This is a genomic window from Kosakonia sp. HypNH10, from assembly GCF_029850615.1.
Lineage (GTDB): Bacteria > Pseudomonadota > Gammaproteobacteria > Enterobacterales > Enterobacteriaceae > Kosakonia > Kosakonia cowanii.
Genome location: NZ_JAOTIU010000006.1, coordinates 125,187 through 140,513 on the forward strand (window position 1 = coordinate 125,187; position 15,327 = coordinate 140,513).

At 56.6% G+C, this 15,327-nt stretch carries 15 protein-coding genes and 1 pseudogene; 12 read left to right on the top strand and 4 right to left on the bottom strand.

Annotation, left to right across the window (positions count from 1 at the left end; genetic code table 11):
• Positions 1–114 precede the first annotated feature (114 nt).
• The 8 genes and pseudogenes from N7V53_RS17120 to citG all read left to right on the top strand — a co-directional run bounded on the left by N7V53_RS17120 (position 115) and on the right by citG (position 7,469).
• On the top strand, positions 115–1,479 hold the full coding sequence (locus tag N7V53_RS17120; RefSeq protein ID WP_023480841.1) for a 2-hydroxycarboxylate transporter family protein: 1,365 nt from the start codon (positions 115–117) through the stop codon (positions 1,477–1,479).
• A 22-nt stretch (positions 1,480–1,501) separates the two neighbouring features.
• A pseudogene (locus tag N7V53_RS17125) lies at positions 1,502–2,364 on the top strand (fumarylacetoacetate hydrolase family protein).
• Between the two features lie 16 nt (positions 2,365–2,380).
• Entirely contained in the window at positions 2,381–3,400 is a 1,020-nt protein-coding gene (citC, locus tag N7V53_RS17130; RefSeq protein WP_279794178.1) for a [citrate (pro-3S)-lyase] ligase, read from the top strand.
• 19 nt (positions 3,401–3,419) lie between these two features.
• Entirely contained in the window at positions 3,420–3,713 is a 294-nt protein-coding gene (citD, locus tag N7V53_RS17135; protein ID WP_042716827.1) for a citrate lyase acyl carrier protein, read from the top strand.
• Positions 3,710–4,585 (top strand): citrate (pro-3S)-lyase subunit beta, encoded by an 876-nt coding sequence (gene citE / locus N7V53_RS17140; protein WP_023481022.1) that lies wholly within the window; start codon positions 3,710–3,712, stop codon positions 4,583–4,585. The genes citD and citE overlap by 4 nt, the downstream gene beginning before the upstream one ends.
• 10 nt (positions 4,586–4,595) lie before the next feature.
• Positions 4,596–6,125: a citrate lyase subunit alpha gene (gene citF, locus N7V53_RS17145; RefSeq protein WP_279794181.1), complete on the top strand. Its 1,530-nt coding sequence runs from the start codon at positions 4,596–4,598 to the stop codon at positions 6,123–6,125.
• Positions 6,122–6,661 (top strand): citrate lyase holo-[acyl-carrier protein] synthase, encoded by a 540-nt coding sequence (gene citX / locus N7V53_RS17150; protein ID WP_279794182.1) that lies wholly within the window; start codon positions 6,122–6,124, stop codon positions 6,659–6,661. The genes citF and citX overlap by 4 nt, the downstream gene beginning before the upstream one ends.
• Positions 6,639–7,469 carry a triphosphoribosyl-dephospho-CoA synthase CitG gene (gene citG, locus N7V53_RS17155; protein ID WP_279794184.1) on the top strand — a complete coding sequence of 277 codons (831 nt, stop codon included), beginning with the start codon at positions 6,639–6,641 and terminating at the stop codon, positions 7,467–7,469. Before citX ends, citG begins: the two co-directional genes overlap by 23 nt.
• A gap of 408 nt (positions 7,470–7,877) precedes the next feature.
• On the opposite strand, the gene N7V53_RS17160 is transcribed toward citG, so the two are convergent.
• From N7V53_RS17160 to mutY, 4 genes are all read right to left on the bottom strand, one after another.
• Positions 7,878–9,131, bottom strand: a complete 1,254-nt coding sequence (locus tag N7V53_RS17160) for a nucleoside permease (protein ID WP_279794185.1) — start codon at positions 9,129–9,131, stop codon at positions 7,878–7,880.
• Between the two features lie 244 nt (positions 9,132–9,375).
• Entirely contained in the window at positions 9,376–10,458 is a 1,083-nt protein-coding gene (gene mltC, locus N7V53_RS17165) for a membrane-bound lytic murein transglycosylase MltC (RefSeq protein WP_023480727.1), read from the bottom strand.
• A 104-nt stretch (positions 10,459–10,562) separates the two neighbouring features.
• Positions 10,563–10,838, bottom strand: a complete 276-nt coding sequence (locus N7V53_RS17170) for an oxidative damage protection protein (protein ID WP_020455176.1) — start codon at positions 10,836–10,838, stop codon at positions 10,563–10,565.
• Between the two features lie 24 nt (positions 10,839–10,862).
• Positions 10,863–11,915 (bottom strand): A/G-specific adenine glycosylase, encoded by a 1,053-nt coding sequence (gene mutY, locus N7V53_RS17175; RefSeq protein ID WP_279794186.1) that lies wholly within the window; start codon positions 11,913–11,915, stop codon positions 10,863–10,865.
• Between the two features lie 142 nt (positions 11,916–12,057).
• On the opposite strand from mutY, the gene trmB reads away from it, so the two are divergent.
• The 4 genes from trmB to wzz(fepE) all read left to right on the top strand — a co-directional run bounded on the left by trmB (position 12,058) and on the right by wzz(fepE) (position 15,318).
• Positions 12,058–12,777, top strand: a complete 720-nt coding sequence (gene trmB, locus N7V53_RS17180) for a tRNA (guanosine(46)-N7)-methyltransferase TrmB (RefSeq protein WP_279794187.1) — start codon at positions 12,058–12,060, stop codon at positions 12,775–12,777.
• A complete protein-coding gene (locus N7V53_RS17185; protein ID WP_023480838.1) occupies positions 12,777–13,103 on the top strand; it encodes a YggL family protein in 327 nt (108 codons plus the stop codon). Before trmB ends, N7V53_RS17185 begins: the two co-directional genes overlap by 1 nt.
• A 56-nt stretch (positions 13,104–13,159) precedes the next feature.
• Positions 13,160–13,876 carry a DUF2884 domain-containing protein gene (locus N7V53_RS17190; RefSeq protein WP_023480977.1) on the top strand — a complete coding sequence of 239 codons (717 nt, stop codon included), beginning with the start codon at positions 13,160–13,162 and terminating at the stop codon, positions 13,874–13,876.
• 335 nt (positions 13,877–14,211) lie between these two features.
• Positions 14,212–15,318 carry an LPS O-antigen length regulator Wzz(fepE) gene (gene wzz(fepE), locus N7V53_RS17195; protein ID WP_279794188.1) on the top strand — a complete coding sequence of 369 codons (1,107 nt, stop codon included), beginning with the start codon at positions 14,212–14,214 and terminating at the stop codon, positions 15,316–15,318.
• Positions 15,319–15,327 lie beyond the last annotated feature (9 nt).

Genomic DNA, 15,327 nt, shown 5'->3' on the forward strand with positions numbered 1-15,327 from the left:
AACCATAAAAACCATAGATGCCTTAAAAACTCTGGTTTTATTATGCTTGCCCTCACATAAAGTGCGTATTTAGCCCACTACGCTGTAAGCACAAAATAACGAAGGGGCTTAATTATGAGCACAACTGACGATTCATTCTCTGTACCCGGAAAGTCGCGAACGCTTGATAAGACATCACTGAAAGATAAGTGGTGGCACATTATGGATAGCTGGAAAGTCGGGATTATTCCGCTGCCGCTGTTTCTGCTGGCGGGGGCATTAATTGCCGTCGACTGCCTGGGCGGTAAATTGCCGAGCGATATCGTAGTCATGGTCGCTACGCTGGCCTTCTTTGGCTTCGCCTGCGGCGAGTTTGGTAAGCGGCTACCGATTGTCGGCAAGCTGGGCGCGGCGGCGATTTGCGCCACCTTTATCCCCTCGGCGATGGTCTATTACGGCCTGCTGCCGGATGTGGTGGTTGAGTCCACCACCAAGTTCTACAAATCGACCAACATTCTCTATCTCTACATCTGCTGCATTATTGTCGGCAGCATTATGAGCATGAATCGCACCACGCTGATTCAGGGCTTCCTGCGCATCTTCTTCCCGATGCTGTGCGGTGAAATCGTCGGCATGCTGGTTGGCATGGGCGTTGGCATGGCGCTCGGCATGGAGCCGTTCCAGATCTTCTTCTTTATCATTCTGCCGATCATGGCGGGCGGTGTGGGCGAAGGCGCGATACCGTTGTCGATTGGTTACGCCACGCTGCTGCATATGGATCAGGGCGTTGCGCTGGGTCGCGTGCTGCCGATGGTGATGCTCGGCGGGCTGACGGCGATCATTATCTCCGGCTGCCTCAACCAGCTCGGTAAACGCTTCCCGCACCTGACTGGCGAAGGCCAGCTGATGCCAAACCGCAGTAACGGCGACGAACCGGCCTCTGCGACCCCGGCGTTCTCCGGTAAAACCGATGTCACGACCATTGCCGCAGGCGCGCTGCTCGCCGTGCTGCTCTATATGATCGGTATGCTCGGCCACAAACTGATTGGCCTGCCCGCACCGGTCGGCATGCTGTTTGTCGCGGTGCTGATTAAGCTTGCACACGGCGTCTCGCCGCGCCTGCTGGAAGGTTCGCAGGTGGTCTACAAATTCTTCCAGACCTCGGTCACTTACCCGATCCTCTTTGCCGTTGGCGTGGCTATTACGCCGTGGGAAGAGCTGGTTCACGCCTTCACCATCAACAACCTGCTGGTGATTGTCAGCACCGTCTCCGCGCTGGTCGCGACCGGCTTTTTCGTCGGTAAAAAGATCGGCATGCATCCGATTGATGTCGCCATCGTCTCCTGCTGCCAGAGCGGGCAGGGCGGCACCGGCGACGTCGCCATTCTTACCGCAGGTAACCGTATGAGCCTGATGCCGTTCGCACAGATCGCTACCCGCATCGGTGGAGCCATCAACGTCTCCATCTCGCTGCTGGTGCTCGGCAACTTCCTCGTCTGATTCAGGAATTACAGGAACTGATATGAAACTCGCAAGCTTTGTTCACCAGGGTATCCGCAGCTACGGCATCGTCAGCGCGGAGGGCGTCATCAACCTCGGCCAGCGCCTGGGTGACCGCTACGCCGATTTAAAAGCGCTGCTCGCCGCAGATGGGCTGGCGCAGGCCGCGCGCTACAGCGAAGAAGCCGCCGATCTGCGTTTTGATGAGATCGACTTTCTGCCGGTGATTGATAACCCGGGGAAAATCCTCTGTGTCGGGATGAACTACGCCGAAAAGCGCAAAGAGTTCGACCAGCATAATTCGGCACCGACGCTGTTGTGCGCTTTGCCGATTCGCAAACCGGCCATAACGCACCGGTGGTGAAACCGCGCCACTCCAGCGAGTTCGATTACGAAGGCGAACTGGCGGTGATTATCGGTAAAGGCGGGGAGAATATTGCCCGCGAAACGGCCTTAAGCCATGTGGCGGGTTACAGCTGCTATATGGATGGCTCAGCGCGGGACTGGCAGCACAGCTGGTTTACCGCCGGCAAAAACTGGCGCCAGACCGGGGCATTTGGCCCGTGGATGACCACCGCCGATGAGATCCCCGACCCGCACACGCTCGCCATCCGCACCTGGCTCAATGGCCGCATGGTGCAGGATGACACCACCGCCAGCATGATCCACAAGGTCGCTGAGCTTATTGAATACATCAGCACCTTCACCAGCCTGACGCCGGGTGATGTGATCATCACCGGCTCACCGGGCGGCGTGGGTAAAAAGCGCACCCCGCCGCTGTTTATGAAGGCGGGCGATCGCATCGAAGTGGAGATCGAGAAGATCGGGCATCTCAGCAATGTGATCGTGGAAGCGCCGGAGCAGGCGCTGGCGGCAGCGCACTAAGGACGAAGGCCAACAGATGCACACACGACCCTCCATCGACTTCCGCATTGCGGAAGTCAACGGTAACACGCCAAGGCTTGAGCGCATCCGCTCGCTATTAGCCGACAGCGGGTTAGGCATGGACAGCGACATCACGACCTTCGTTGAAGCCTGGTCGGGAGAGCAACTGGTGGGGTGTGCAGGCCTTGCCGCGAACGTCATCAAATGCGTGGCGGTTGATGCGCAGCTTCGCGGCGAAAACCTCAGCGCCCGGCTGTTGGCGGAAGTGGAGAACCTGGCGCTGGCGCGCGGCCACTTCCACCTCTTTCTCTGCACGCGCCCCTGCAACCGGGAGCGCTTTCAGCACAGCGGTTTCTGGCCCATCGTCCAGAGCGGCAATAACGCGGTGCTGATGGAGAACACACCCTCGGGCATTGAGCGCTACTGCCGATCGCTGCGGGCAAAACGGCTGGCGGGTAAACGCACTGGTGCCATCGTGATGAACGCCAACCCTTTTACCCTCGGCCACCGCCATCTGGTGGAGCAGGCGGCGAAAGCCTGCGATGCCCTGCATCTGTTTGTGGTGCGTGAAGATGCCTCGTTCTTCCCCTTCGCCGCGCGGCTGAAGATGGTGAAAGCGGGCGTGGCGCATCTGGCAAATGTCACGGTGCATGAAGGCTCGCAGTACATCATCTCCCGCGCCACCTTTCCGGCCTACTTTCTGAAAGAGACCGGCAAAGTGCAGCAGGCGTGGAGCGAAATCGACCTGCTTATCTTTCGTAACCATATCGCCCCCGCGCTTGGCATTACCCACCGCTTTATCGGCAGCGAACCCTTTTGCACCGTTACTCGCCAGTACAACAACACCATGCACCAGATGCTGGCGGGCGCGGTTGAGGTGGTGGAGATCCCACGCATTAAAGCCGCGGGCACGGCAATTTCGGCGTCCGAAGTGCGCCGTTTATTAAAAACACACCAGTTTTCCCGCATTCGGGAAATCGTACCAGATACCACTTTCGCGCATCTTGAAGCCCATTACGGCGTGGAAGTCGCTTAAAAAATCAGGACTTATAACTATGAAAATTGTACGGGAGGCGCTGGCGGGGACCCTCGAATCCAGCGACCTGATGGTGAAAATCGCCCCTACCGACGGTGAGCTGGAGGTGGTGGTGCGCAGTGAAGTGATCAAGCAGTTTGGCGATCAGATCCGCCGCGTGGTGAATGAGACGCTGCGCGCGATGGAGATTCGCCAGGGCTTAATCATTATTGAAGATAAAGGCGCGCTGGATTGCGTGATCCGCGCCCGTCTGCAAAGCGCCGTGCTGCGCGCTGCGGAAGAGAAGGAGATCGCGTGGGGGACACTGCTGTGAAAAAACTTCGTCGTAGCATGCTGTTTCTGCCGGGCGCTAACGCTGCCATGCTCTCCACCGCCTTTATCTACCGCCCCGATTCAATCATGTTTGACCTCGAAGATGCGGTTGCCCTGCGCGAAAAAGATACCGCGCGCCTGCTGGTCTTTCATGCTCTGCAACATCCCATGTATCAGGATATTGAAACCGTGGTACGCATCAACCCGCTGAATACCCCGTTTGGCCTGCCGGATCTCGAAGCGGTGGTGCGCGCGGGCGTTGATGTGGTGCGCCTGCCGAAAACCGACAGTCCGGAGGATATCTACGAACTCGAGCGCCACCTGGAGCGCATTGAGCTTGCCTGCGGGCGGGAAGTGGGATCGACCCGCGTGATGGCGGCGATTGAGTCGGCAATTGGCGTGATTAACGCCGTGGCGATTGCCCGCAGTTCGCAGCGGCTGATCGGCATTGCGCTGGCGGCCTTTGATTATGTGATGGATATGCAGACCGAGCGCGGCGACGGCACCGAACTCTTCTATGCCCGCTGCGCGGTGCTGCACGCCGCCCGCGCTGCCGGTATCGACGCCTTCGACGTGGTGTGGTCAGACGTCAATGATGAAGCCGGGTTCCTGCGTGAAGTGGAGCTGGTGCGCAAGATGGGCTTTAACGGTAAATCACTGATTAACCCGCGCCAGATCGACCTGTTGCATAACGCCTATGCGCCGACGCAGCAGGAAGTCGATCACGCCAAAGTGGTGATTGAAGCGGCAGAGGAGGGGGAGCGTAACGGCCTTGGCGTCGTCTCCCTGAATGGCAAAATGATCGACGCCCCCATTATTAACCATGCGCAGATGGTGCTGGAACGCGCGGCGGCGTCCGGCGTGCGTCGTTAAGGAGAAAACCATGAACCACCAAACTGAGCTGCTTCACGTCAACTTTCCCCATCTGCGTGAATTAAAACCCTTCGATACCGCCCACAGCGCCACACCGTGGCTGGCGGATGACGACGCCAGGCTAAACCGTAAACTCTGCGCCTCGCTGGAAGAGGCGATTAGGCGCAGCGGCCTGCGCGATGGCATGACCATCTCTTTCCATCACGCCTTTCGCGAAGGCGACCGGGTGATCAATACCGTGGTGGCAACCCTTGCGCGCCTCGGCTTCAAAAACCTGACCCTCGCCTCCAGTTCGCTGATGACCTGTAACGATGAGCTGATTGAGCATATTCAGAGCGGCGTGATCGGCAAAATTTACACCTCCGGCATGCGCGGCAAGCTGGCGGATGCCATCTCCCACGGGCTGATGGCGGAGCCGGTACAGATCCACTCCCACGGCGGACGGGTAAAACTTTTGCAGGATGGCGAGCTGAAGATCGATGTCGCCTTTCTCGGCGTGCCGTGCAGCGATGCCTTCGGTAACGCCAACGGTACGCAGGGGAGATCCTGCTGCGGCTCGCTCGGCTACGCGATGGTTGACGCTGAATTTGCCGATAAAGTGGTGCTGCTGACCGAAGAAGTGGTGCCGTTTCCCAATATGCCCGCCAGTTTGAGCCAGGATCGGGTGGATCTGATTGTCAAAGTGGAGAGCGTGGGCGATCCGGTGAAAATCAGCGTCGGCGCCGCGCGCGTCACCAGTAATCCACGAGAGTTGATGATTGCCCGCTATGCGGCGGATGTGATTGAGCACTCCGGCTATTTCCGCGACGGCTTCTCGATGCAGACCGGCTCCGGTGCGGCATCGACCGCGGCGACCCGCTTTATGGCCGAGAAGATGGAGCGCCACGGCGTAAAAGCCCGTTTCGCCCTCGGCGGCATTACCGGCAGCCTGGTAGAACTGCATGAGAAGGGGCTGATTGAGAAGCTGCTGGATACCCAGTGCTTTGACGGCGAAGCGGCGGCTTCGCTGCGCCGTAATCCCAACCATGTGGAGATCTCGACCAACGTTTACGCCAATCCCGGCGGTAAAGCGGCAAGCTGCGACCAGTTAGATGTGGTGATCCTCAGCGCGCTGGAGATCGATATCGATTTTAACGTCAACGTCATTACCGGTTCGGATGGCGTGATGCGCGGCGCGTCCGGCGGCCACTGCGATGTGGCAGCGGCGGCGAACCTGACCATTGTGGTAGCCCCATTGCTGCGCAGCCGCATTCCGACGGTGGTGAAGCGCGTGACCACCCGCCTGACGCCGGGGGAGAGTATTGATGTGCTGGTCACCGATCACGGCATTGCGGTCAACCCGGCGCGCCCGGAAGTCCGCGAACGTTTAGTGGCGGCAGGGCTGAAAGTGGTCGATATCGAGGCGCTCCATCAGCGGGCGATTTCGCTTACCGGCGAGCCAAAACCGATCGCCTTTACCGACCGCATTGTCGGGGTGATCCGCTATCGCGACGGCAGCGTGATTGACGTTGTGCGCCAGGTAAAAGAGGAGGAGCTATGACCACGATGACTCCCGAGCGTGCGGGTGTCAGCCTTGAGGCGCTGCTGGCGGCGAAAGAGAATCGCGCCGCGCGCCAGGCTGAGTGGCTTCGCCACTATCAACAACCGATTATCTCCCTGACGCTGGTTACCCCGGGCACGGTGAAAGATACGATGCGCTATCGCAACACTATGGGCGTGGCGTTACAGGCCTGCGACCAGATGCTGTGGCAGCGCGGCTGGCAGATGCTCGACCGCCAGGTGCTCTGGTTGCCGACCGGCGCAGAAGCAATGTGGTGCGTGGCCCATCCGGCGGCGGAGCTGAAAGCGCAGTGCATTGAGCTGGAGCAGACCCATCCGCTCGGCAGGCTGTGGGATTTTGATATCTTCTGCCCGCAAAACGGCCAGGTTGGCCGCCATTCACTGGATCGCAGCACCCGCCGCTGTCTGGTGTGCGATGAACCGGCGCACAGCTGCGCCCGCTCCCGCCGTCATCCGCTGGATGAGGTAGTGAGCCGCGTTGAGGAGCTGATCAATGGCTGGTTTACTCGCGACTAAACCCGTGGTGGCGTTTGTGCCTGCGCTGGCGGCGCGGGCGCTGCGCATGGAGCTGGATCTCACCCCGAAGCCGGGGCTGGTGGACAGGGCAAACAGCGGCGCGCACCGCGATATGGATTACGCGCTGTTTCTCGCCAGTATCGACGCCATTACGCCGTGGTTTGCCCGCTTCGAGCAGGCGGGTTTTGATAATGCCCATAAACCGGCGGCGGCGCAGTTACGGCTGATTCGACCGATGGGGATTGCTTGTGAGCAGGCGATGTTTGCCGCCACCCATGGGGTGAATACCCACAAGGGCGGCATCTTCTCACTCGGGTTGCTGTCGTTTGCCGCCGGGCGGTTGCGGGGGCTGGATTGGCAACTGAGCGCGGATGCGCTTTGTGATGAGGTGAGCGCGATTTGCTGCGGGCTGGTGGCGCGCGAGCTTGCCGGGCGGGCACAGGCGATCACGGCCGGGGAAAAGCAGTTTCGCGACTATGGTCTGACCGGCGCGCGCGGCGAGGCGGAGCAGGGGTTTATTACCGTGCGTCGTGCGGTGTTGCCCTTCTGGCAGCAGGAGCAGGGGGAGCGGCGCTTGCAGCACGCGCTGCTCAGGCTGATGGCGGTTAACCGCGACAGCAACCTGGTGTCGCGCGGCGGCCTGGCGGGGCTGCGTTATGTGCAGGCTTATGCGCAGCAGCTATTAGCCACCGGATGGGAGGCCGATGATTTACGCCAGATGGACCAGGCGTTGATCGCACGGCATTTAAGCCCCGGCGGCAGCGCCGATCTGCTGGCGGTGGCATATGTGCTGGCGATGATCCCGTAACCCGCCAAGGTATCCGATGGTTCCGTAGGCCGGATAAGGCAACGCCGCCATCCGGCAATGGGTGGCAATGCCTGATGGTGGTGTTACGTAGGCCGGATAAGGCATCGCCGCCATCCGGCAATGGGTGGCAATGCCTGATAGCGGTGTTATGTAGGCCGGATAAGGCATCGCCGCCATCCGGCGATGGGTACAAATGCCTGATGGCGCTGCGCTTATCAGGCCTACGGGTGGTGCAATGGCACCGTGCCGGAAGATGTGGTTTCGTAGGCCGGATAAGGCATCGCCGCCATCCGGCAATGGGTACAAATGCCGGATGGCGCTGCGCTTATCCGGCCTACAAAAACTACGTTTATCAGGCCCACAAAATGATACCCATAAAAAAACCCGGCGCTTGGCCGGGTTTTCTGTTTACGCTTTCTGCGTCACGCCAGATGGCTCGCGCACATGCTTGTACTTAAACAGCATCACGAAGGCGACGGCCAGCACCAGCGAGTAACCGGCGAAGATCAGCCACACGGTTTTCCAGTCGGTAAGACCGGCGGTGGTGTACATCTCCACCACTTTGCCGCTCACCATCCCGCCGAGGATACAGCCGAAACCGTTGGTCATCATCAGCAGCATACCCTGCGCGCTGGCGCGGATTTCCGGGTTAACCTCTTTCTCAACAAACACCGAGCCGGAGATGTTGAAGAAGTCGAAGGCGCAACCATACACGATCATCGACAGCACCAGCAGCACGGTGCCGAACGGCGTTGGGTCGCCATAAGCGAACAGACCAAAGCGCAGCACCCAGGCGAGGATACTGATCATCATCACGTTCTTAATGCCGTAACGGCTGAGGAAGAACGGAATGGCGAGGATAAAGACGGTTTCCGAAATCTGCGAAATCGACATCATTACCGACGCGTGGGTAACGATAAAGCTGTTAGCGAACAGCGGGTTCGAGTCGAAGCTGTGCAGGAAGGTGTTGCCGAACATATTGGTGATCTGCAACTCCGCGCCCAGCAGCATGGAGAAGATAAAGAAGATCGCCATACGTTTGTTTTTATACAGCGCAAAGGCATTCAGGCCGAGCATCTCCACCCAGGTCTGCTTCTGCTTGCTGTTAGCTACCGGAATGTGCGGCAGCGTCAGCGCAAACACGCTCAGCAGCAGCGACAGCGCCGCGCCAATGTAGAGCTGCATATGGCTTAACTCAAAGCCGGAGAAGCTCACCGCCCACATGGCGAGGATAAAGCCGATGGTGCCCCAGATACGAATCGGCGGGAAATCGGTGACGATATCGTGCCCGGCGGATTTAAGACGGAAATAGGAGATGGAGTTCACCAGGCTCAGCGTCGGCATATAGGCCAGCGAGTTGAGCAGAATAATGGCAAACATCGCGCCCGGCGTGGTGACGCCTGCGGCGATAAACAGCGTGATCGCACCGACCAGATGACAGAGGGCATAAACCCATTTCGCGCTGAGCCACTTATCGGCGACGATGCCTAAAAGCGTTGGCATAAACAGCGAGGCGATACCGAGGGAGCTGTAGACCGCGCCGACTTCCGCGCCCTGGAATTTCAGGGTCACGATCATGTAAGAGCCAAGTGTCGTCAGCCAACTGCCCCACAGGCAGAACTGCAGAAAGATGATTACTTTCAGCTGCAGCTTAAGATTCATGCTAATTTCCTCGCAAAGGAGACGGTTGTCGTTGTAATGGGCAGATATACTGCGAATTTCGGCGGCACTTTATCACTTTGCGGCGGCATTGTTTGTTACGTACGACAGAAAAATGCAATCTTCGTCTGATTGCATTCTTATTAAGTGATCTTGATCACGCTTTTACGCAACCGATTGCGAGGGCCAGAAGGCGGGCTTATGCCCTTTTACCCGCGAAGGTAAAAGGCATAAACCACAAGGGGCGTTAATTCCGGCGGTAGGTTTTCTGCGCGGCGTTCACTTTGTAGAGATAGCGGCGTGACTCAGCAGAAGGGTGACGGGTGGTAAGGGTTTCATACACGTCGCCCGGTGACATGGTGTTGATAATATTCGCCGCCTGCACTTTATCCGCCGAGAAGACGCGCAGTACGCTGCCCGCGCCGCCGTTATAGGCGGTGATCACCGCATAGCGCCGTGAGGTCGGGTTGCTGATACCGCCAAGATAGATATTGTTCAGCATCGCCAGATAAGCGGTGCCGGTATCAATATTGCTCTGCGGATCGAAGAGATAGCTGCGGTCCGGCGTGCCGGATTTACCCTGCGCGCGGAAGACATCTTTTCCGGCGCTGTGCTGCACCACCTGCATCAAACCGAGCGCATCGGAGCGGCTCACCGCATAGGGGTTGAAGGAGGATTCCGTCTGCATAATTGCCAGAATCAACGACTCTTCGACGCCATACTTATGCGACGCTTTGCGCACCATGCCCATATATTTATGCGCACGTTTATCGAGGTGGTTCGGCACCAGGTTTATGGTGATGCTGGAGATCACGCGGATGCCGCTGGTGCGGGTTTTCAGCCGCGTTTGCAGCAGATAATCAGCATATTTTTCCGCGCGCCACTGCCAGCGAATCGCTTCGCCGTTGTTATCCAGCACCTGGCCATAGAGGAAGGGCTGTTTGGAGATCGTGATGTCGTCGGTATCGGAGTAGAGGTCGATAGAGCCGGGATCGTCGCCCATCAGCAGCGTTTTAACGATCGCCGCGCGCAGGTGCGCCGCCGGATCGGTCGCCGAGATGGTCTCAACCGTAATCGTCCCTTCATCAAAGTTGATGTGGCTTCGCGTCTGGTACTGATCGGTATACTTAACGTAATCCTTTGGGCCTGCGATCAGTACTTCGTTAAAGCCCCATAAATTCTCAATATTGTGGGCGAACTGGCCCATCAAAATGTCAAAACCGTTGGTGTCTTTGATCCAGGCTTCGTTGTAGTCTTCGCCGGATTTATTAGAGCTGGAACAAGAGATCAGCAACGGCGCGATCATCGCTAGCGCTAAAAATTTTTTCATCATTCCGGATGCAGTTGTGTTTGATTACAGCGCCTGAGACGCTCGCGAACCGGCAATGCCTTCCCTGGATTTATGGCACTGCCGGCGGGTTTAAACCACGACGCCTATTTTTTTTCTTGTGGCGTGTAGCCTTCAATGTGCACGTCTTTGCCTTCAAACAGGAAATTGACCATCTCCTCTTCCAGCAATTTACGGTGCTCGACGTTCATCATGTTGAGTTTCTTCTCATTGATAAGCATCGTCTGCTTCTGCTGCCACTGCTTCCAGGCCTCTTTCGAGATCTCGTTATAAATGCGTTTACCCAGGTCGCCCGGATAGAGCTGGAAGTCTTGCCCTTCCGCTTCGCGTTGCAGGAAGGTACAAAAAATGGTTCTGCTCATAATCATTCCTCTTTTTGCGCGCCGTTAAGATGCCGCTTCGGCGCGTAATTGCTGTATCAGGCGTTCCACCGGAGCCGCCAGACCGACGGATGGCGGTTGCGCTAAGTTATACCAAAGACCTGCGCCTTCATCCATGCACGCGGCAAAGGAGGACACAGGAAGCCACATCGGCACAATATCGAGGTGGAAATGGCTAAAAGTGTGGCGGAACGCGACAAGTTGGCTGAGAGTATCCGCGCTAATCCCTCTTTGCGCCAGCCAGTCGCGCAGCGCCGCTTCATCACTAAACTGCGGGAAACAGAAGAGGCCGCCCCACAGCCCGCTCGGCGGGCGCTGTTCAAGATAAACCGTGCCTTCATGCTCCATCAGCAGCAGATAACCGGTGCGCTCGGGCAGGATCTGCTTCGGCTTTTTACCCGGATAGCTGCTCCAGCTGTGCGTGGCGTAAGCAATACAGCCGCTTTGCAGCGGACAGAGTTCGCACTTCGGTTTTGAGCGGGTGCAGACCATGGCACCAAGATCCATCATCGCCTGGTTAAAGCGCTCGACGCCTTTCGCCGGTGTCACCTGTTCGCTTATCTCCCACAGCCGTTTCTCCACCTCTTTCTTACCCGGCCAGCCAGCCACCGCATAGCAGCGGGCCAGCACGCGCTTCACGTTGCCATCGAGAATGGGAAAGTGCTTGCCGAGGGATAAAGAGAGGATCGCGCCCGCCGTCGAGCGGCCAACGCCTGGCAGCGCGGCAACTTCTTCGAAGGTTTCAGGAAAACGGCCATTGTGCTGCGTGGCGATCTGCTGCGCGGCTTTATGCAGATTGCGCGCGCGGGCGTAGTAACCGAGCCCGGTCCACAGATGCAGCACTTCATCCAGCGGCGCGTTGGCTAAATCAGTCACCGTCGGGAAGCGCGCCATAAAGCGCTCGAAATAGGGGATCACCGTTGCGACCTGGGTTTGTTGCAACATCACTTCTGACAGCCATACTTTGTAGGGCGTCTTTTCAATTTGCCAGGGCAGGGTTTTCCGCCCAAATTTGTCGTACCAGTCCAGAACCTGGGCTGAGAATTGAGACGCTTGCATGGTCACCAGAATCGCTTTATCAGGGGCGAAGATTGCAGCACAGCGGCGATGCACTGTAAACCGGAACTTTCCGGTGCTTGCATCATGCCATGAACTTTGGATAATGCCCGTTTCCTGAACACTCTCACGAGCAGAAAACTTTATGAATAACGACGTCATTTCACCGGAATTTGATGAAAATGGCCGCCCGCTGCGCCGCATTCGTAGCTTTGTCCGTCGCCAGGGGCGTCTGACGAAGGGTCAGCAGCACGCGCTGGACAATTACTGGCCGGTGATGGGCGTTGAGTTTACCGAACAGCCGCTCGATTTTACCGCGCTGTTTGGTCGTAGCGCGCCGGTAACGCTGGAGATCGGTTTCGGCATGGGCGCTTCGCTGGTCGAAATGGCGAAAACGCGCCCGGAGCAGGATTTCCTCGGCATTGAAGTGCATTCGCCGGGCGTCGGTGCCTGCCTCTCTTCCGCTCACGAAGAGGGCGTCGAGAACCTGCGCGTAATGTGTCACGACGCGGTAGAAGTGCTGCACACCATGATCCCGGATAACTCCTTAAACATGGTGCAACTCTTTTTCCCGGACCCGTGGCATAAAGCGCGTCATAATAAGCGCCGTATTGTGCAGGTACCCTTTGCCGAGCTGGTGAAGAGCAAGCTCAAGCTGGGCGGCGTGTTCCACATGGCGACCGACTGGGAAGCCTATGCAGAACATATGCTGGAGGTGATGAACTCCATCGACGGGTATAAGAACCTGTCGGCCAGCAACGACTATGTGCCGCGCCCGGAATCGCGCCCGGTAACGAAATTTGAACAGCGTGGCCATCGTCTTGGTCACGGTGTATGGGACTTAATGTTCGAGAGGGTGAAATAATGGCAAAGAACCGCAGCCGTCGCTTGCGTAAAAAGATGCATATCGACGAATTCCAGGAAGTGGGTTTCTCCGTCGCGTGGCGTTTCCCGGAAGGTACCACCGAAGAGCAGATCGACAGCACCGTTGATAACTTCATTAAGCAGGTGATTGCGCCGAATAAACTGGCGTTTGATGGCAGCGGCTATCTGGCGTGGGAAGGGTTAATCTGCCTGCAAGAGATTGGCAAATGCACCGAAGAGCATCAGGCCCTTGTGCGTAAGTGGCTGGAGGAGCAGAAGCTCGAAGCGGTACGCACCAGCGAACTTTTCGACGTCTGGTGGGACTAAACAAACATAAGGGCCAGCATCTGCTGGCCCATTTTGTCTCTACAGGAGTTAATAGAATGCGTAAAACGCTGCTGGCGGCAACGCTCACCCTTACAGCTTTCGCGGCGCAGGCAGATTATCAGTGCAGCGTCACGCCGCGTGACGATGTGATTATCAGCCCGCAAACCGTGCAGGTGAAGGGCGAAAACGGCAATCTGGTGATCACGCCAGAGGGCAATGTGATGTTTAACGGCAAACAGCCCTCCCTTAGCGCTGCCCAGCGCGAGCAGGCAAAAGATTATCAGGCCGAGTTACGCAGCGCCCTGCCGTGGATCGACAACGGCGCGCTGACTCGCGTAGAGAAAAACCGCATTGCGCTGGATAAGATCATCGTCAAAGAGGTGGGGGAGAGCAGCAGCATGCGTAACCGCCTCACCAAACTCGACGCGCAGCTCAAAGAGCAGATGAATCGCATTATCGAGCATCGCAGTGACGGCCTGACGTTCCACTACAAGGCGATTGAACAAGTGCGCGCCGATGGTCAGCAGTTAGTCAACCAGGCGATGGGCGGCATTCTGCAGGACAGCATTAACGAAATGGGCGCGAAAGCGGTGATGAAGAGCGGCGGCAACCCGTTGCAGAATGTGCTCGGCAATCTCGGCGGCTTACAAACCTCTATCCAGAACGAATGGAAAAATCAGGAAGCTGACTTCCAGCAGTTTGGCAAAGATGTCTGTCAGCGCGTGGTTTCGCTTGAAGAGAGCCGCAAAGCGTTAACCTCCTCCCTGAAGTAACTTTTCACGGCGGCTTTTTTCTGCATTCGCAAAAAGTCGCCGTTTCGCGAAATATATTCTTAGTTGTTTAACTTCTGTTTATTTTTATCTCTCGCGCTATCCCATTGCGCAATAATCTAATTACGCTGATGTTTTATACACGCCGCCGCTGCTAATAAATGCTTTAAGATAAAAGCAACTGCAAATGCTCTATTTTTACCTACCATATCTTGGGGTTTTACTTAAGATATAAATCTTTTTCGTGAGCAGCGTACCATTTTCATACTTTCAGAATGTTCTTGTTGATGCTAATATCGCCGCCTCAATTACGGATATCTCTCCTGCATAAGTAATCTATGTCATCAATAAACTTACAGCCGCGAAGCGACGCTTCGTTTTATGAAGACTCTGCTCTTAACCTTAAAAAGAATGAGGTTGATCTGCTTTATCTCTTCAGCCTTTTATGGCGAGGCAAAAAATTCATTATTGCGACCGTGATACTTTTCGCCGTCTGTGGCTTCTTTATTAGCGCGTTATTGCCGCAAAAATGGACCAGCCAGGCCGAGATTACGCCGGCAGAAAAGATTCAGTGGGCTGAACTGCAGCGAGCGTTAATGACCCTGCAAGTGCTTGATGTGAAGAGCTCCGTTTCGCCGGATGATGTCTATAACCTCTTCCTGAAGAAATTTGCTTCACAGTCGTTGAAAGAGGAGTTCCTGGCGACATCTCCGCTGGTGCTGGGCCAACTTGAGCAGAGCAATCTCGATCAGTATGATTTGCGGCGCGCACTGGCGCTGGTGGCTGGCAATCTCAAAATTACCAATAACGATAAATCGGGAAGTCCTACAGATACCCCGTACGCCTCATGGTCGCTCAGTTTCACGGCGCCAAAGGCCGATGAAGCGCAGCAGGTGCTGACAGATTACATCAACTTCATTACCGCCAAAGTGGTGAGCGAAACGCTTGAAACCGTGCGTAACGATATTGAGTTGAGGAAAAACGTCGAGAAAAATGTGCTGGAGATGGATCGCGCCCGCATTGCCAACGTTCACGAGGCAAAACTAAAGCGTCTGAATTACTCGCTTGAAGTGGCGAATGCTGCCGGCATCAAACGTCCGGTCTACAGCAATGGCCAGGCGGTACAGGACGATCCGGACTTCTCTATTGCGCTGGGTGCTGACGGTATCTCTGAAAAACTGCGCATTGAGCAGTCGATGAAAGATTTTACCGAGCTGAATGCAGACTTCCGTAACCGTGAGTATCATCTGGCGCAGCTTGAGAAAGTGAATATTAAAGATGTGGAGTTCTCTCCTTTTAAATATCAACTTTCACCGTCGTTCCCGATGAAAAAAGATGGCCCAGGTAAAGCCATTGTTATCGCGCTGGCGATCATTCTTGGTGGCATTATCTCCTCTGGCATCGTCTTATTGCGCCACGGTATGCAGCAGCGGAAATTGCTGTAATCTTGATCT